Origin of the sequence: Streptomyces ficellus, assembly GCF_030406405.1 — a bacterium.
GTDB classification, from domain to species: domain Bacteria; phylum Actinomycetota; class Actinomycetes; order Streptomycetales; family Streptomycetaceae; genus Streptomyces; species Streptomyces ficellus_B.
This window is the reverse complement of sequence record NZ_JAUEPL010000013.1, coordinates 88,536-106,367: the sequence shown is the minus strand read 5'-3', so window position 1 is coordinate 106,367 and position 17,832 is coordinate 88,536. Positions and strand designations below refer to the sequence as shown.

Annotated in this window: 14 protein-coding genes; 6 read left to right on the top strand and 8 right to left on the bottom strand. The window is 71.6% G+C overall.

Annotation, left to right across the window (positions count from 1 at the left end; genetic code table 11):
* Positions 1 to 150 precede the first annotated feature (150 nt).
* A complete protein-coding gene (locus QWM81_RS11905) occupies positions 151 to 1,299 on the top strand; it encodes a serine hydrolase domain-containing protein (RefSeq protein ID WP_290111807.1) in 1,149 nt (382 codons plus the stop codon).
* Between the two features lie 6 nt (positions 1,300 to 1,305).
* On the opposite strand, the gene QWM81_RS11900 is transcribed toward QWM81_RS11905, so the two are convergent.
* Positions 1,306 to 2,286, bottom strand: a complete 981-nt coding sequence (locus QWM81_RS11900; RefSeq protein WP_290111806.1) for a hypothetical protein — start codon at positions 2,284 to 2,286, stop codon at positions 1,306 to 1,308.
* A 168-nt stretch (positions 2,287 to 2,454) separates the two neighbouring features.
* Positions 2,455 to 5,115, bottom strand: coding sequence for an aminopeptidase N (gene pepN / locus QWM81_RS11895; RefSeq protein WP_290111805.1), 2,661 nt, complete (start codon positions 5,113 to 5,115; stop codon positions 2,455 to 2,457).
* Positions 5,116 to 5,251: 136 nt separating this feature from the next.
* Between pepN and QWM81_RS11890 the strand changes: the two genes are divergently transcribed.
* On the top strand, positions 5,252 to 5,887 hold the full coding sequence (locus QWM81_RS11890; RefSeq protein WP_290111804.1) for a mycothiol-dependent nitroreductase Rv2466c family protein: 636 nt from the start codon (positions 5,252 to 5,254) through the stop codon (positions 5,885 to 5,887).
* Positions 5,888 to 6,002: 115 nt separating this feature from the next.
* Here the strand turns inward: QWM81_RS11890 and QWM81_RS11885 are convergent, their stop codons facing one another.
* From QWM81_RS11885 to QWM81_RS11870, 4 genes are all read right to left on the bottom strand, one after another.
* Positions 6,003 to 6,647, bottom strand: a complete 645-nt coding sequence (locus QWM81_RS11885) for a superoxide dismutase (RefSeq protein ID WP_290111803.1) — start codon at positions 6,645 to 6,647, stop codon at positions 6,003 to 6,005.
* 96 nt (positions 6,648 to 6,743) lie between these two features.
* Positions 6,744 to 7,814 carry a glycerophosphodiester phosphodiesterase family protein gene (locus tag QWM81_RS11880; RefSeq protein WP_290111802.1) on the bottom strand — a complete coding sequence of 357 codons (1,071 nt, stop codon included), beginning with the start codon at positions 7,812 to 7,814 and terminating at the stop codon, positions 6,744 to 6,746.
* 134 nt (positions 7,815 to 7,948) lie between these two features.
* On the bottom strand, positions 7,949 to 9,379 hold the full coding sequence (locus QWM81_RS11875) for an amino acid permease (protein WP_290111801.1): 1,431 nt from the start codon (positions 9,377 to 9,379) through the stop codon (positions 7,949 to 7,951).
* Between the two features lie 154 nt (positions 9,380 to 9,533).
* Positions 9,534 to 10,931 carry an amino acid permease gene (locus tag QWM81_RS11870; RefSeq protein WP_290111800.1) on the bottom strand — a complete coding sequence of 466 codons (1,398 nt, stop codon included), beginning with the start codon at positions 10,929 to 10,931 and terminating at the stop codon, positions 9,534 to 9,536.
* Positions 10,932 to 11,182: 251 nt separating this feature from the next.
* Between QWM81_RS11870 and QWM81_RS11865 the strand changes: the two genes are divergently transcribed.
* Positions 11,183 to 11,767 (top strand): biotin transporter BioY, encoded by a 585-nt coding sequence (locus QWM81_RS11865; protein WP_290111799.1) that lies wholly within the window; start codon positions 11,183 to 11,185, stop codon positions 11,765 to 11,767.
* A gap of 111 nt (positions 11,768 to 11,878) precedes the next feature.
* Here the strand turns inward: QWM81_RS11865 and QWM81_RS11860 are convergent, their stop codons facing one another.
* On the bottom strand, positions 11,879 to 13,327 hold the full coding sequence (locus QWM81_RS11860; RefSeq protein WP_290111798.1) for an amino acid permease: 1,449 nt from the start codon (positions 13,325 to 13,327) through the stop codon (positions 11,879 to 11,881).
* Positions 13,328 to 13,488: 161 nt separating this feature from the next.
* Here QWM81_RS11860 and QWM81_RS11855 point away from each other — a divergent pair, with 161 nt between their 5' ends.
* Positions 13,489 to 13,977: a ribose-5-phosphate isomerase gene (locus tag QWM81_RS11855; protein WP_290111797.1), complete on the top strand. Its 489-nt coding sequence runs from the start codon at positions 13,489 to 13,491 to the stop codon at positions 13,975 to 13,977.
* Positions 13,978 to 14,541: 564 nt separating this feature from the next.
* On the top strand, positions 14,542 to 15,351 hold the full coding sequence (locus tag QWM81_RS11850; RefSeq protein ID WP_290111796.1) for an Fpg/Nei family DNA glycosylase: 810 nt from the start codon (positions 14,542 to 14,544) through the stop codon (positions 15,349 to 15,351).
* Here QWM81_RS11850 and QWM81_RS11845 read toward each other — a convergent pair.
* A complete protein-coding gene (locus QWM81_RS11845; RefSeq protein ID WP_290111795.1) occupies positions 15,339 to 16,568 on the bottom strand; it encodes a GNAT family N-acetyltransferase in 1,230 nt (409 codons plus the stop codon). The two genes, QWM81_RS11850 and QWM81_RS11845, sit on opposite strands and share 13 nt — an antisense overlap.
* 105 nt (positions 16,569 to 16,673) lie before the next feature.
* On the opposite strand from QWM81_RS11845, the gene QWM81_RS11840 reads away from it, so the two are divergent.
* A complete protein-coding gene (locus tag QWM81_RS11840; protein WP_290111794.1) occupies positions 16,674 to 17,819 on the top strand; it encodes a PP2C family protein-serine/threonine phosphatase in 1,146 nt (381 codons plus the stop codon).
* Positions 17,820 to 17,832: the final 13 nt, after the last annotated feature.

Here is a 17,832-nt window from a genome sequence, read left to right as displayed (position 1 = left end):
GCGGCAGGTACGCCATCAGGAACGAACCCGCCCGAATCCCCCCGTCGTCCCGACGGCTGAAACACGCTCAACCGCACCGACCCAGGCAACGCCCTTCGCCCCGTTGGAGTCCTGCTCACCGACCACAGTCGAGCAGCGAGGGGAACGCACATGGCGATACGGACGACTCTCACCGCGGCGACGGCGGCGGTGGCGGCGACAGCGCTCGCCGCCACCGCCTTCACCGTCCCCGCGACGGCCGCCGGGCGAAGCGGCGAGCACGAGGAGACCCGGGCGGCGATCGAGGCGGTGGTGGAGGCCGGTGTGCCGGGCGTGCTCGCCCAGGCACAGGACCGCCACGGCACCTGGAACGGCACCGCCGGCGTCGCCGACCGCGAGACCGGACGGGAACGCCTGCCACGGGACCGCTACCGGGTCGGCTCCATCACCAAGACCTTCGTGGCGACCGTCGTCCTGCAACTGGAGGCCGAGGGCAGACTGGACCTGGACGACACCGTCGACCGCTGGCTGCCGGGGGTCGTGCGCGGCAACGGCCACGACGGCCGCGAGATCACCGTACGGCAGCTGCTCAACCACACCAGCGGCATCTACAACGTCACCTCCGACCCCGGCTTCCAGGCCAAGGTCTTCGGCCCCGGCTTCCTCCAGCACCGCTACGACACCTGGACGCCCGGACAGCTGGTGGACCTCGCGATGAAGCACCGGCCCGACTTCGCCCCCGGCACGGACTGGAGGTACTCCAACACCAACTACGTCCTCGCCGGAATGGTCATCGAGAAGGTCACCGGGCGGCCCTACGGAAAGGAGGTCGAGCGCCGCGTCCTGAAGCCGCTGGGGCTGCGCGCCACCAGCGTGCCCGGCACGGACCCGCGGATGCCGAAACCCAGCGGCCGCGCCTACTCCACGCTCATGGCGGGGCCCCACGCGCCGGTCCACGACGTCACCGAGCTGAACCCGTCCCTCGCCTGGGCGGCCGGCGAGATGGTCTCCGACTCCGCGGACCTCCAGCGCTTCGTACGGGCGCTGCTCAAGGGCAAGCTGCTGCCGCCGCGGCAGATGAAGGAGCTGACCACCACGGTCCCGGTCGGCGAGGACATGCCGTCCGGCCGCTACGGCCTGGGGGTGTCCGTCCAGAAGCTGAGCTGTGGCACGGAAGTGTGGGGCCACAACGGCGGCATCCACGGCTCCGGTTCCGCCATGGTCGCCACGCGGGACGGGCGGCACTCCCTGGCGCTGAACGTCAACGGTGACTGGGCGGGCGACATGAACGCGGTCGTCGAGGCCGAGTTCTGCGGCTGATCCGGCTCACCTGGGCAACACCACGACGTACGCGGCCGGGGGGCGGTCCCCGGCCGCCATCAGCGCCGTACGCACCACGATCGCCTGCTGCTCCAGGGCGTCCCGCAGCTTCCTGGGCGTGATGTGGACGACGGTGATGCCCAGCCGCTCCAGGTGCTCGCGCTTGCGGGTGTACTGCGTCCACGCCCCGTCGTCGTCCTGGCGGGGCGCACGCGTGTCCAGCTCGACGGCGACGGCGTGGTCGGGCCAGTACGCGTCCACGCCGCCCAGGTGCGGGCCGCCGGGCAGCCGGAGGTCCACGTTCCACAGCGGGTCGGGCAGCGAGTGGGCCCGCACCATCTCGTACAGCCGCTCCTCGGCCAGCGCCCGCCCCTCCGCGAGCAGCGCGTCGACGGCGTCCACGACGTGCGGCCGGCTCAGCAGCCTCGCCCGGTTCAACTCCCGTACCAGAGCGGCCGGTTCGCAGTGGGCACCGCGCACGGCCTCCGTCAGCAGCCGCCGTACGGTGTGGGCGTCGGCGATGTGCGCGACCGCGTCCGCCACCGCGCGGGCCACCGGGGCGACCGGCAGGCCGGTGACCTCCAGCGGCCTGGGCAGCTCCTGCGCGCGCACGATCCGCACGCACCCGGTGGACCGCAGCCGCCGGGTGCGTGCCACCAGGACGTCGATGCGGTCCAGGGACAGCAGCGGCGGCGCGGCCGCGAACCGGTACAGCGCGAGCGCGGCCAGCCCGGTGATCATGGCCTCCGGGGGCTGCCGGTCGGCGTACAGCAGGGCGGCGTGCAGCCGCTCCTCGCTGGTGGGCGGTCCTGGATGCAGCAGGTACACCCCCGGCAGGAACTGCTGCCAGGGGCCACCGGCCCGGCACTGCTCGGCGGCTTCGGCGGCGGAGACGCCCTGCGCCCGCAGCTGGGCCGCGGACAGCACGCGCCGCCGCGCGCCGGACAGGTGGGACAGGGGGCGGGGGGAGAGCGGGGTGTTCGTCATGCCCCGGGCATTCCGCCAACTGGCCACTCACTAACCGCTGTTACACACCCGTCGACAATCCGGGACAACCCCGTCCTAAAGTACAGGCGTTCGACTGCCGATCAGGGGCCCCGATCACGCCGCCGACCAGCGGCCGACGAGCGGCCGGCCCGGACCCCGCCCGGCGCGTCAGCCCGCCGCCGCGTCGCAGGACTGGGCCCGCAGGGCGCGCGCCAGGTCGTCGCGCGCCTCCAGGACCAGGCGGCGCAGCGCCGGGGGCGCCGACTCGTGCGTGGCGAGCCACGCGTCCGTCGCGCCCAGCGTCGCCGCGTCGTCCTGTAGCGACGGGAACAGGCCCCGCACCACGTCCATGGCGATCTGGATGGAACGCTCCGCCCACACCCGCTCGATCGCCGCGAAGTACCTCGGGGCGTACGGAGCGAGCAGCGCCCGCTGCGAGGGCTGGCCGAAGCCCGCGATCACCGCCTCGACCAGCGCGTTCGACAGGGCGTCCGACTCGACGACCTGCGCCCACGCCTGAGCCTTGACCGCCTCGGACGGGCGGGCCGCCAGGCAGCGCACCTGGTGGCGCTTGCCCGACGCGGTGTCGTCGCGCGCCAGCTCCGCCCCGATCACCGACTCGTCCGCCCGGCCGTGCGCCGCCAGCGGCTCCAGGAACGTCCAGCGCAGCTCCTGGTCCACCTCCAGTCCGTCGATCTTCGTCGCACCGTCCAGCAGTCCCTGGAGGAACGCGAGGTCCGCGTCGGTGGTGGCCGTCGCCGCGAAGAACCGCGCCCACGTCAGCTGGTGCTCACTGCCCGGCTCCGCCAGCCGCAGCTCCCGCAGCGCGCCCTCGGACAGCAGCCGGCCGCCCTCCTCGCGCCACGCCGGCGCCACGTAGTGCACCAGCGCCGACCGCGCCCAGGCGTGCAGCATCTGGAGCACACCGATGTCCGACTCACGCCCCGCGAAGGCGAGCACCATCGCCAGGAAGTTCCGCGCGGGCATCAGCGCGTCCCGCGTCAGGTTCCACAGCGCCGACCAGCACAGCGCCCGCGCCAGCGGGTCCGCGATGTCGCCCAGGTGGACCGCGAGCGTGGCCAGCGACCCCTCGTCGAAGCGGACCTTGCAGTACGTCAGGTCGTCGTCGTTGACAAGTACGAGCTCTGGCCGGTCCGCGCCCGCCAGCTCCGTCACCACCGTCCGCGCCCCCGTGACGTCCACCTCCGCGCGGGCGTAGCGCACCAGCTCGCCGCCCTCGACCCGGTACAGGCCCACGGCCACCCGGTGCGGGCGCAGCTCACCGGGCAGCTCACCACGGGGCTCACCACGGAGCTCCCCACGCGGCGCGGCCCCGGGGCCGGACGGCGCGTCCTGGAGCACGGCCAGCTCGGCGACACGGTCCTGTGCGTCGTACGTCACCACCGGCGTCAGGGTGTTGACGCCCGACGTCTCCAGCCAGGACCGCGACCAGGCCTTCATGTCCCGCCCCGACGTCTCCTCCAGCACCGACAGCAGGTCGGCCAGGGTCGTGTTGCCGTACGCGTGCCGCGTGAAGTACCGGCGGGCGCCCTCCAGGAACGCCTCCCGCCCCGCGTACGCCACGAGCTGCTTGAGCACCGCCGCGCCCTTGGCGTACGTGATCCCGTCGAAGTTCAGCTTGGCGTCCTCCAGATCACGGATGTCGGCCGTGACCGGATGCGTGGAGGGCAGCTGGTCCGCCCGGTACGCCCACGCCTTGCGGCTGTTGGCGAAGGTCACCCAGCTGTTGGTGAAGCGGGTCGCCTCGGCCAGGGAGAAGGAGCCCATGAAGTCCGCGAAGGACTCCTTCAGCCACAGGTCGTCCCACCACTTCATGGTGACCAGGTCGCCGAACCACATGTGCGCCATCTCGTGCAGGATGACGTTCGCCCGCCGCTCGTAGGCCGCGCGCGTCACCTTGCCCCGGTAGATGTACTCCTCGCGGAACGTCACCATGCCCGGGTTCTCCATCGCGCCGAGGTTGTACTCGGGCACGAAGGCCTGGTCGTACTTGCCGAAGGGGTACGGGTGGTCGAAGTTGTCGTGGAAGAAGTCGAAGCCCTGCTTGGTGATCAGGAAGATGTCGTCCGCGTCGAAGTGCCGGGCCAGCGCCTTGCGGCACATCGCCCCGAGCGGGATCTCCAGATCGCCGCGCCGGTAGGTGTCCGTCACGTAGTGGTACGGACCGGCCACCACACACGTGATGTACGTCGAGATCGGCGCCGTCTCGGCGAACCGCCAGACGCGGCCCTCCCGTCGCCCACCACCACCCGTCTGCGGAAGCGCTTCGCGCCCTTCTTCTCGCGACTGCTCGGCCCCGTTGCTCCACACCGTCCAGCCCTCGGGAGCCGTCACCTCGAACCGGAACGGCGCCTTCAGGTCGGGCTGTTCGAAGGTGGCGAACACCCGCCGCGCGTCGGCCGGCTCGTACTGCGTGTAGAGGTAGACCTCGCCGTCCTCCGGGTCGACGAACCGGTGCAGGCCCTCGCCGGTCCGGCTGTACGCGCACTGCGCGTCCACCACCAGCACGTTCTCGTCGGCGAGCCCGTCCAGCGCGATCCGGGAGCCGTCGAAGACGGCCGCCGGGTCCAGCTGCCGCCCGTTGAGCGTCACCGCGTTCACCGACGGGGCGATCAGATCCACGAACGTCGCCGTTCCGCCCGGCGCCACGCGGCGGAACCTGATCGTCGTCACCGACCGGAACGTGCGCTGCTTCGAGGCGGTCCCGCCGATCGCCGACCGCAGGTCGAGGGCGACCTCGTACCCGTCGACGGTCAGCAGCTCGGCCCGCTCGCGGGCCTCGTCGCGGGAGAGATTCTCACCGGGCACGGGCTACTCCTTCGTGGCTCGTTCGTACAGGGGCGATCCTGCCATGCGGCACTGACGGGCGGCGGGCGGGAATGCCCCCGCGCACCCCCGGCGTTCCCGCCCGAAGGAGCACGATCCGATCAGCACGAGGAGAGAGATGTCCGAGAGCAGGACCACCGCCGACTTCTGGTTCGACCCGCTGTGCCCCTGGGCGTGGCTGACCTCACGCTGGATGCTCGAGGTGGAGAAGGTCCGCCCGGTCGATGTGCGCTGGCATGTGATGAGCCTGGCCGTGCTGAACGAGGACAAGCTGGACGAGGTCCCGGCCGAGTACCGCGAGATGCTGGAGACCCAGGCCTGGGGCCCGGTCCGCGTGGTGATCGCGGCCCAGCAGCTGCACGGCGACGACGTCGTCGGCCCGCTCTACACCGCCCTCGGCACCCGCTTCCACAACAAGGGCGAGGGGCCGACCCCGACCGCGATCCGCGAGGCGCTGGAGGACGTCGGCCTGCCGGTCTCGCTCGCCGAGTACGCCGACAAGGACACCTACGACGCCGAGCTGCGCGCCTCCCACCACGAGGGGATCAGCAAGGTGGGCCAGGAGGTCGGCACCCCGGTCATCGCGGTCCCCGGCCCGGACGGCGAGCAGATCGCCTTCTTCGGCCCGGTCGTCACCCCCGCCCCCAAGGGTGAGGAAGCCGCCAAGCTGTGGGACGGCACGCTCATGGTGGCCTCGATCCCCGGCTTCTACGAGATCAAGCGCACCCGCACGCAGGGCCCCGTCTTCGACTGATCGGCAGCACGAACGGCCCCCCGCGAGTCACGTCCTCGCGGGGGGCCGTTCTTCATCCGCCTGCCCGGTGAAGGTTGAGAAGACGATCACGAGCAGGAGGTTCAGGGCACCCGGTTCACGGGGCGATCAGCGGCGTGCGCTCCTTGGCCCGGGCGTAACGCCTGGCGACGTCCTGCCAGTTGACGACCTGCCACATGGCGTCGATGAAGTCGACCTTCTGGTTCTTGTACTGGAGGTAGAAGGCGTGCTCCCAGGCGTCGAAGACCAGGATCGGCACCGAGCCCTGGCCGACGTTGCCCTGGTGGTCGTAGACCTGCTCCACGATCAGCCGGCCGCTGACCGGCTCGTACGCGAGCACGCCCCAGCCCGAGCCCTGGGTGGTCGCGGCTGCCTTGGACAGCTGGGTCTTGAACTTCGCGAAGGAGCCGAAGGACTCGGCGATGGCGTCCGCGAGCTCGCCGACGCCGTCCGCCGCCAGCGGCTCGCCACCGCCGCCGTTCTTCGTACCCGTCATGTTGTGCCAGTAGATCGAGTGCAGGATGTGGCCGGAGAGGTGGAACGCCAGGTTCTTCTCCAGGCCGTTGATGGCGCCCCACTGCTCCTTGTCGCGCGCCTCCTCCAGCTGTTCGAGGGTGTCGTTGGCGCCCTTGACGTAGGCGGCGTGGTGCTTGTCGTGGTGCAGCTCGATGATCTGCGGGTTGATGACCGGGTCGAGCTCCGCGTAGTCGTACGGAAGTTCAGGAAGTGTGTAGATCGCCATGTCCGAGCCCTCCGACTGCTTGCTGCAACGCCTTGCTGATGCTTATTGCGACTCATGCGCAAGTGCAGGCTAACAGCAGGAAGGCCCGGAAGTTGATCAGCCCTTCGGCCTAGGCCCTACGGCCGGGCCGCACCGCGTCGCGTCACGGGCGATGGCCGCCAGGTCCGGGAAGTCGGTCACCACGGCGTCGACGCCCTGCTCGAAGTGGCGGGCGTACTCCGCGAAGGCGTCCCCGAAACCGTTCGGGTCGCTGCCGCGCCGCAGCTCGGCCGGCAGGTACCGGTTCTCGGCGCGGAAGGTGTAGGCGCCCACCTTCAGGCCCGCCGCGTGCGCGTCCGCGAGCAGCGTCGAGGGCGGCACCAGGGACGACTTGTCGGGCCCGATCCACTGCGCGTACGCCGCGATGGCCCGCAGCCCCGCCGGGGTCGTCATGTCGGCGTACGTCATCTCGTGCCCGTACGGGCCGCCACGGGTGCCGAGCGCCTGCCAGAGCGGGACGCCCAGCCGCTCGTCGGCCATCCGCAGGAGGCTGGACGGCTCGAAGGACTGCACGACGCACTCGCGCGGCCCGAGCCGGTCGCGCCTGATGGCATCGGCGAGGACCGGCTCCAGGGGCAGGCCGATGGAGCGGAAGTACGTCGGGTGCTTGGTCTCGGGGAAGACCGTGACGGTACGGCCGTGGCGCCGGGACAGCCGGCGCGCCAGGGCGACCACCTCGCGGAAGGTCAGCACCCGCTGGCGCCCGTCGAAGACGGTGTTCCGGTCGCGTACGAGGGGCAGGCGCTCCACCGCCCACAGGGTCTTCAGCTCCGCCAGGGTGAAGTCCTCGGTGAACCAGCCGGTGAGGGCCCGCCCGTCGACGGTCTTCGTGGTGCGGCGCCCGGCGAACTCCGGGCGCCGCGCCACATCGGTGGTGCCCGAGATCTCGTTCTCGTGCCGCACCACCAGGTGGTGGTCCCGGGTGGGGACCAGGTCCGGTTCGATCCAGTCGGCGCCGGTCTCGACGGCGAACGCGTAGGAGGCGGCGGTGTGTTCCGGGCGCCAGCCGGCCGCGCCCCGGTGCCCGATCACCAGCGGTCGGGGGGCGGGCGCCGCGTGGGCGGGAGGGGCGGATACGGAGATGGCGGCGGCCGCGCCCGCCGCGAGGAGTACCGAACGACGTCTCATGGGCGGACCGTAGGCGGCCGGGAGGGGCGCGCCCAGGCGACTTCACGCCCCGTGCGGGTGGTTTTCACCTCCCGTACCGCGAAAGGAGCGGGCCCCGGCGCGTGACGCGCCGGGGCCCACCCTTGTCGCTCGCGTCAGGCGGCGGTCTTCCCGGCCGCCAGCTTCTGGCGGAGGATGCCGACGACGGCGAGCACCAGCGTCAGACCGCCCGTGTAGTACAGCTGGAGACGGGTGTCCGCCTCCCGCGCCATGAGCACGAAGACCGCGGTCATGCCGGCCAGCGCCACCCACGTCAGGTACGGGTACAGCCACATCCGCACGACCAGCTTCTCGGGCGCCTCACGCTCCAGCCGGCGGCGCAGCAGCAGCTGCGAGACGGCGATGAAGAACCACACCACCAGGATGATCGCGCCGATCATGTTGAGCAGCCACGCGAAGATGTCGTTGGGCCGCCAGTAGCTGAGCACCACGCACACGAAGCCGAAGACGGACGACGTCAGCACGGCCACGCGCGGCACCCCGCCGGAGATCGTGCCCAGCGCCTTGGGGCCCTGGCCGCGGGCCACCAGCGAGCAGGCCATGCGGGAGGCGCCGTAGATGTTGGCGTTCATCGCCGAGAGCAGGGCGACCAGCACGACCACGTTCATGATCTGGCCGGCGGCCGGGATGCCCAGGAAGTCCAGTGTGGCCACGTACGGGCCCTTGGCGACGACCGACTCGTGCGTCCAGGGCAGCAGCGTGACGACGACGGCCATCGAACCGACGTAGAAGATCGCGATCCGCCACATCGCCGTGCGCACGGCCTTCGCGACCCCCTTGACCGGGTGCTCGGACTCGGCGGCGGCGATGGTGACGGTCTCCAGGCCGCCGTACGCGAAGACGGAGGCGAGCAGCCCGACGATCAGGCCCTCGGTGCCCTGGGGCATGAAGCCGCCGTGGCCGGTGAGGTTGCCCAGGCCGGGGGAGTCGGTGCCGGGCAGGACGCCGGCGATGGCCAGCACGCCGATGCCGAGGAAGAGGACGATCGCGCCGACCTTGAGCGCGGCGAACCAGAACTCGAACTCGCCGAAGTTCTTCACGGCCGCGAGGTTCGTACCGCAGAACATCACCATGAACAGCGCCACCCAGGCCCATTCGGGGGTCCCCGGGAGCCAGCTGCTCATGATCGCGGCGGCGCCCATGCCCTCCAGGCCGACGGCCACGCACATCAGGAACCAGAAGGACCAGCCGGCCGTGAACCCCGCCCACGGGCCGATGGCCCGCTCGGCGTGCACGGAGAACGAACCGGAGGCCGGGTTCGCCGCCGCCATCTCGCCCAGCATGCGCATCACGAGCATGACGAGCGCGCCGGATATCGCGTACGCGAGAATGATCGACGGGCCCGCGGCCGCGATGGCCTTGCCCGAGCCGACGAACAGCCCGGCTCCGATGACGCCGCCGAGGGCGATCATCGACAGGTGGCGCTGTTTGAGTCCGTGCGTAAGCGGCGCGTCGGCGGTCGTCGGCGAGTCGACAGGCGTCGAGTCGCCGGGCGTCGAGTCGACGGGCGCGGTGGTCCGAGACATGGGCGTGCCCTGTTCAGTAGCTGAGACGGGGTGCGGTGCGGCCCAAGAGCCTGGGCGCGGCCCACAGTCTGGGCGGGCGCACCGCTGACAGGGAACAACCGCCCGCTATACGGACACCGTGCTCACACAATGTGAAGAATCGTACACGGAATCATCACACGGAGCGCGCGCGCCACTCCCGTACCCAGGCCACCGCCACAACCGCCCCGGTCGCCGCCCCTGACCACAGCACCTGCGGCCGCGAACCCTCGTCGAGCAGCATCAGCACCAGCACCGCCGCCATCGCCGCCAGCGCGGCCCACGTCAGCCAGGGGAAGCCCCACATCCGCAGGGTCAGCAGCGACGGCGCCTCGCGCTCGATCCGCCGCCGCAGCCGCAACTGCGACACCGCGATCAGGCTCCACACGAACAGCAGCACCGCGCCGACCGCGTTCAGCATGTACAGGAAGACCGACTCGGGCCACTTCAGATTGAGCAGTACGGAGACGAAGCCGAAGGCCACCGACGCCAGCACCGCCCGCCGCGGCACCCCGCCGCCCGACACCGCGAGCAGCCCCTTCGGCGCCTCGCCCCGCTCCGCGAGCGAGAAGACCATCCGGGACGAGCCGTACAGGTTCGCGTTCAGCGCCGACAGCAGCGCCACGAAGATGACGACGTTCATGATCTGACCGGCCGACGGCACACCGATCGCGTCGAGCACGGCCACGTACGGGCTCTGCCCCGGCGCCGGCGCCGTCCACGGCAGCAGCGTCACGATGACCAGCATCGAACCGACGTAGAAGAACAGAATCCGCCACACCGCGCTGCGCACCGCACGGGCGACATTGCGGGCGGGGTCCCGCGACTCGGCGGCGGCGATCGTCACCACCTCAAGACCGCCGAACGCGAAGACGACCGCCAGCACCCCGGAGACCACCCCGTCCCAGCCGTTCGGCAGGAAGCCGCCGTGCCCGGTCAGGTTCGCCATCCCGACCGGATCGGTGTCCGGCAGCCACCCGGCGATCGCGGCCACGCCGAGAGCGAGGAAGAGGACGATCGCCCCCACCTTCAGCCCCGCGAACCAGAACTCGAACTCACCGAAGTTCTTCACGGCCGCCAGGTTGGCGGCCGTGAACACCACCATGAAGATCAGCACCCACGCCCATTGGGCGATCCCCGGCACCCAGCCGTTCGCGATCCGCGCCGCGCCCGTCGCCTCCACCGCCAGCACGACGACCAGCAGGAACCAGTACAGCCAGCCGACGGAGAACCCGGCCCACCGGCCCAGCGCCCGCTCCGCGTGCACGGAGAAGGCGCCCGACGCGGGCATCGCCGCCGACATCTCACCGAGCATCCGCATGATCAGCATCGCGAGCGCGCCCGCGATCAGATACGACAGGACGATCCCCGGCCCCGCGACCGCGATCCCGGCGCCCGAGCCCACGAACAGCCCCGCGCCGATCACCCCGCCCAGCCCGAGCATCGTCAGGTGCCGCTGCTTCAGCCCGTGCGACAGGGGCTCGGGCTCCGGCGCGAGTGGCGGGGGAGTGGCCGTGGGAGGGGCGTCGTGCATGGCGCTCGTACTCTCAGGTGTTTGGAAGGACCCCACAGTCTCTCCGCAGACCGGCCCCCGGCGCAAAAGGGACCCTCCACACGGACTGCCCAGTGACGCGTATCACGCCCGCCAGGGCATATGGCGGGGGCTTTGTGCGAACCCCACCAACGGGCCGTCAGCCGCTTTGTGGTCGGCGGACGGTGATCGGTCGTTCACTCGTGGGCTACGGTCAGCCTGTTCGAACTGCCCTCACCCCCGCCGGAGTCCCGATGAGCACCGCCGCCGCCCCCGCCCGTACCGGAGTGGTCCTGGCCGACCTCCTGCCATCCAGCCGTGTGCGCGACATCGCGCTCGTCGCCGGCGGCGCCGCGCTCACCGGCATCGCCGCCCAGATCGCGGTGCCGATCCCCGGCTCGCCCGTCCCGGTCTCCGGCCAGACCTTCGCGGCCCTGCTCGTCGGCACGGCCCTCGGCGCCCGCCGCGGCTTCCTGTCCCTCGCCCTGTACGCGGTGGCGGGCGTGGCCGGCATGCCCTGGTTCGCCCAGGGCTCCTCCGGGTACGCGATGCCGTCCTTCGGCTACATCCTCGGCATGCTGCTCGCCGCGACCGTCGTCGGTGCCCTCGCGCGGCGCGGCGCCGACCGCTCCGTCGCGCGCATGGCGGGCACCATGGCGCTCGGTTCGCTGATCATCTACGCGGTCGGCGTGCCGTACCTGGCCCTGGCGACCGGCATGACGCTGCCGCAGGCGGTGGCCGCGGGGCTGACGCCGTTCCTGATCGGTGACGCCCTGAAGGCGGCGCTGGCGATGGGCGCGCTGCCCACCGCCTGGAAGCTCATCGGCCGGAAGGGCTGACGGCCGACGCCCTTCGGCGCGTACACGTCGTCGCGTACACGCGAAAGGCTCTCCGTTCCCGGTCATCCCCGGGTACGGAGAGCCTTTCGGCGTGTGGGCAGCGGGTGCCGGTTACTTGACGGGTGCGGCCAGGCTCTTCTTGCGCAGGCTGTCACGGACCACGGCGATGGCCACGACCACCGCCGCCACCAGCAGCGACAGCACCACCTGCTGGCGTACGTCCCCGCCCTTGTAGACCATGTACGCGAGCACGAACGTGATCATGCCGATGGTGGCCCACGTCAGGTACGGGAAGAGCCACATCCGCACGACGAGCTTCTCCGGCGTCTCGCGCAGGATGATCCCGCGCATCCGCAGCTGCGTGCAGCAGATGACCAGCCACACGAACAGGGCGACCGCGCCGGAGGAGTTCAGCAGGAACTCGAAGACGGTGTCGGGCCACTCGTAGTTGAAGAAGACGGCCAGGAAGCCGAAGAGCACCGACGCCAGGATCGCCGTCCTCGGCACACCCCGCTCGTTCGTCCGCGCGAACGACTTCGGCGCGTCACCGCGCTGCCCGAGCGAGAAGGCCATCCGCGAGGCGGTGTAGAGGCCCGAGTTGAGGCACGACAGCACGGCGGTCAGCACGATGACCTCCATGACCGTCCCCGCGTTGGGGATGCCGATGGAGTTCAGGGCCGCGACGTACGAGCCGTCCTCGGTGATCGCCTTGTCGTTCCAGGGCAGCAGCGTGATGACGACGAAGATGGAACCGAGGTAGAACACCGCGATCCGCCAGATCACGCTGTTCGTCGCCTTGGTGACGGCCCGCTGCGGATCCTCGGACTCACCCGCGGCCAGCGTCACGATCTCGCTGCCCATGAACGAGAACACGACCATCAGCACACCGGTGAGGATTGCCCCGGCGCCCATCGGGAAGAACCCGCCGCTGTCCGTCAGATGCGCGAACCCGGCGCCCGGATTGTCCGAACCGGGCAGGAAGCCGAACACGGCGAGCAGACCTACGACCACGAACGCGGCGATCGCCACGACCTTGATCCCGGCGAACCAGAACTCGAACTCGCCGTACGACGACACCGACGCCAGGTTCGTCGCCGTCAGCACGACCATCACGAGCAGGGCCCACGCCCACTGCGGGACGGCCGGTATCCAGTGCTCCAGGATCTCGGCCCCGGCGGTCGCCTCGACCGCCAGCACGACGACCCAGAAGAACCAGTAGAGCCAGCCGATCGAGAAGCCGGCCCAGCGGCCGAGCGCCTGGTCCGCGTACGTGGAGAACGAACCGGACGTCGGCCGGGCCGCGGCCATCTCGCCGAGCATCCGCATCACGAACACGACCAGCACGCCCACGAGCGCGTACGACAGCAAAATGGCTGGGCCGGCGGCGGCGATACCGGCACCGGAGCCGACGAACAGGCCGGCGCCGATCACTCCGCCGATGGCGATCATGGAAAGGTGGCGGTTCTTCAGCCCGGCCTTGAGGCCGCCGTCCGAGGGCTGCGAAATACCGGGTTCTCCGGTCTCTTCGCCTTCCTTCGGCAGGGTCGACTGCGTAGTCATGGACGAATCCTTACGTCTGTAGGGCACTCGGGTTACGAGCCCGTGCATTGAAACCCGAGACGTGGAGAGGCCGGAAGACCCTATTTCGGATCGTGATACGCGGGGCGATGGTGCCGACCCGCTGACCGCTACCCGGCGGGTCGCATGCCACACTCGGACCCATGCGCGTGTACCTCGGCTCCGACCATGCCGGCTTCGAACTCAAGAACCACCTCGTCGAGTGGCTCAAGGCCCATGGCCACGAGCCCGTGGACTGCGGTCCCCACATCTACGACGCCCAGGACGACTACCCGCCGTTCTGCCTCCGCGCCGCGGAGAAGACGGCGGCGGACGCCGGCAGCCTCGGCATCGTCATCGGCGGCTCCGGCAACGGCGAGCAGATCGCCGCGAACAAGGTGAAGGGCGTCCGTGCGGCGCTGGCCTGGAGCGAGCAGACCGCGGCGCTCGGCCGTGAGCACAATGACGCCAACGTCATCGCGATCGGTGGGCGGATGCACTCCCTGGAGGAGTCCACCAAGTTCGTCGAGATCTTCCTCAACACCCCTTACTCCGGTGAGGAACGTCACACGCGGCGCATCGAGATGCTGACGGCGTACGAGACGACCGGCGAGCTCCCCCCGATCCCCCCGCACCACCCCCAGCAGGACTGACCCCTCCGGTTGGGCGGGGCCCCGCCGGGCCCGCGGGCCGGGCGGTCTGCGTCGGTGGGTGGGGGGCGAAGCCCGTACGTGGCGCGGCCCCTTCCGGGCGTGCGGGACGGGAGGTGTGCGCCGGTGGGTGCGCGGCCCCCTCCGGGCCTGCGCCCCGGGCGGCGCGGCCGGTGGGGGTGGGGCGGGGCCCCTCCGGGCTCGTCTCCTCGGGGCCGGCGGCCTTGGGTCTCCTGGTGAGGAGCCCCTGCCTCGCCGCCATCCCCTGCGGGGACGACCCTGCACGGCCCCACCCCGGCCGTCCGCCGGGTGCGGGACTTTTGCCTGTACGGCCCCGCCCTGCGCCGTCGGTCGGGTGCGGCCCGTGGTCATGCCGGTCTCCTGCCTGTACGGCCCCGTCTTGTGCGGTCTGCCGGGGGTGGGCCGGGTGTCGCGGCGTGGAGCTGCCGCGTTTGGGGTGTGGGGGCGTCAGCCCCCGAGACGTCAGGGGGTCCGGGGGCGTCAGCCCCCGGGTTCGGGAAGGGGCGGGGTGGGGAGACGAACCCGCCCCCGGAAGGAGAGCCAGCCGTGCCCGAAGGGCATACGATTCACCGCCTCGCCGAGGACCACCTCGCCCGCTTCGGCGGCCGCGCGCTGCGCGTCAGCAGCCCGCAGGGCACGTTCTCCGACAGCGCCGCCCTGCTCGACGGGCAGGTGCTCGACGCGGTCGACGCGCACGGCAAGCACCTGTTCCTCGGTTTCGGGGACACCGGCTGGGTCCACATCCACCTCGGGCTCTTCGGCAAGCTCGGCTTCGGTACGGCTCCGGCGCCGCCGCCGGCGCAGACCGTACGGCTGCGCCTGCTCGGCGGTGAGCACTACGCCGACCTGCGCGGGCCCACCGCCTGCGCCCTGATCACCGAGCCGGAGAAGCGGGCGATACACCAGCGGCTCGGGCCCGATCCGCTGCGGGACGGGGACGACCCCGACAGGGCGTGGCGGCGGATCTCGCGGTCGCGCACCAGCATCGCCGCCCTGCTGATGGACCAGAAGGTCATCGCGGGCGTCGGCAACGTCTACCGCGCCGAGGTGCTTTTCCGGCACGGCATCGATCCGTACCGGGCGGGGAAGGACCTCACCGAGGCGGAGTGGGCCGCGATGTGGGCCGACCTCGTGGCGCTCATGCGTGAAGGGGTACGCCACAACCGCATCGACACCGTCCGCCCCGAGCACACCCCGGAGGCGATGGGCCGCCCGCCGCGCGTGGACGACCACGGCGGAGAGGTGTACGTCTACCGCAGGGCGACCATGCCCTGCCACATCTGTGGCGGCGAGATCCGCACCGCCGGTCTCGCCGCCCGCAACCTCTTCTGGTGCCCCGGCTGTCAGAAGCCGTGAGGCAGCCACGGCGCCACCGGGGAGCCGAAGGCCACCGAGGCTTCGGCCAGGGCGCCCTGCCGCAGTTCACGGACGCGCCCGGCGGCGGCGAGGGACGCCAGGGACACGCCGCCCAGGTACGCCGCGCCCAACTCCCGTACCGACAGCGCCAGGTCGGCCGGCTCGTCCGTACGCGAGCACTGGGCGCCCTTCTGGTCGCCGGCCAGCCGCCAACGCCCCGCGTTCCAGGGGCAGAACGCGTCCTCCACGTCCAGCACCACGTCCAGCGGCGTCTGGTACGTGCGCGCCTCCAGCGCCGCGCCCAGGTCGACCAGCCGTACGTACAGCCCGTCCTGCACGCGCGTCCGGCAGCGCCGGATGTCGGAGACCAGGTGCTGCCAGGCGTCGTCCACCGGGCGGTTCACCACCTGGATCACCGACATCAGGTCCAGGCCGCACAGGAACCGCCACAGTGCCGCGTACGACGCCGGGTCCAGGGCCCCGAGGCCGCGCAGCAGCACCGTGCCGCGCGGGACCTGGCTGTCCCACTGGGGCTTGGTGCTGTAGAGGGCGTAACCCGTGACCTCGCCGTCCCGTTCGGCCAGCACGCACTGCAGCGGCGACGCGCCATCCCGCTCGGCCGGAGGGTCCAGCAGGGGGAGCCGTTCCCAGCCCGGCATCCGGGCGAGCATCCCCGGCCGCTCGGGCACCAGCCGCGCGTACACCGCCTCGCACACGGCGCTCACGTCGGCGGGCGCGGCGAGCCGTAGCGCTACGTCATCCGTACCGGGCGGGACGGACAGCCGCACCCGATCGGTGTCGATCTCCGCGCGCAACTGCCGCGTCGCGGCGCCGTAACCGAACCGCCCGTAAATGTCCGGCTCCGACGCCGTCAGCACGGCCAGCGGCTCACCCCACGCGCGTACGTCATCGAGCTGGCGCCGCATCATCGAGGTCAGCACGCCCCGCCTGCGGTGCGTCGGCGCCACGCTCACCATCGTCACCCCCGCCGCGGGCACCAGCGCGCCGCCCGGCACGGACAGCCGGAAGGTGAACGCGCCCGCCGTACCGACGCACCTGTCGCCGTCCCAGACGCCCAGCGAGCGCTCGTACTCGGTCAGCGCCTCCCACAGGGCACGCTCCTCCGGGGCCTCGGGGACGCCCCCGAAGGCGAGCTCCAACTGCCCATACCAGCGGTCCCATTCGTCGGGCCGGAGCACTCGTAAATCTGTCGTCATATGCCATGCGTATCAGGCGCTTCCCACCGTGGCGACTCAATTTCGAACGCAATGTCACAGGGCCCCCCTGCACGGGACGCCACCGGGTGGATAGGGTCCAGGCCAATGGCCCGTAGTGAACGAGTGGACGCGTACCTGGCCCGGCTGCGGAGATCGGCGCGCCGGGTCAAGGTTGTGCTGCGCAAATCCGCGGTCGACTACTTCCGCGGCGACGGCTCCGACTGGATCGCCCTCGGGGGCCTGCTGCTCACCGTCCCGGCGATCACCCTGCTCACAATCGCCAACCCCGTGTGGGTCGCCCCCGCCGCGCTCGTCCTGCCGATCGTGGCGGGCGGCCTGCTGCTGCGCCCGGCGAGCCTGCTGGGCCTGTACGCGGCGGCCGCGGCCGCGCTGATCGTCGAGTCGGCCGTGCTCGGCCCGTACACCGAGGGCGCGGCCCGGGTCACGCCGGGCACGGTCCTGGTGGTGGCCGCCTGCGGGCTGTTCGGCCTGCTGATCGCCCAGTTCCGGGCCCGGGTCGGCGTGCCGTGGCGGCGCGGCGGCACCATGCTGTTCGACCTGCGCGAGCGCATCCGGGTGCAGAGCGCGCTGCCGCCGCTGCCCAAGGGCTGGCACCGGGAGATGGCGCTGCGCCCGGCGGGCGGCCAGTCCTTCTCGGGCGACTTCGTCGTCGCGGCCCGCACGCAGGGCGGCCGCACCCTGGAGGTCGTCCTCACCGATGTGTCCGGCAAGGGCATGGACGCGGGCTCACGGGCCCTGCTGCTGTCGGGTGCCTTCGGCGGGCTGCTCGGCTCGCTGCCGCCGCACGGCTTCCTCCCGGCCGCCAACGGCTATCTGCTGCGCCAGGACTGGGACGAGGGCTTCGCGACCTCCATCCACCTGGTGCTCGACCTGGACTCGGGCGACTACGAGCTGCTGTCGGCGGGCCACCTGCCGGCGCTCCAGCTGCACGCGGGCACCGGCCGGTGGGAGGAGAAGGCCGGCGAGGGCCCCTTGCTCGGCGTGTACGACCGTGCCGAGTTCCACCCGGTCAAGGGCTCGCTGCGGCCCGGCGACGTCCTGATGCTCTTCACCGACGGCCTGGTCGAGGCCGCCGACCGCGACATCGCGGAGGGCATCGACCGGCTCACCGGCGAGGCGGACCGCTATGTGGCCTCCGGCTTCGAGGGCGCGGCCTGGCACCTGATCGAGGCGTGCGCGAAAGACGTCAACGACGACCGCGCCCTGCTGCTGATCACCCGCGACGCGTAGGGGCCGCCTCGCA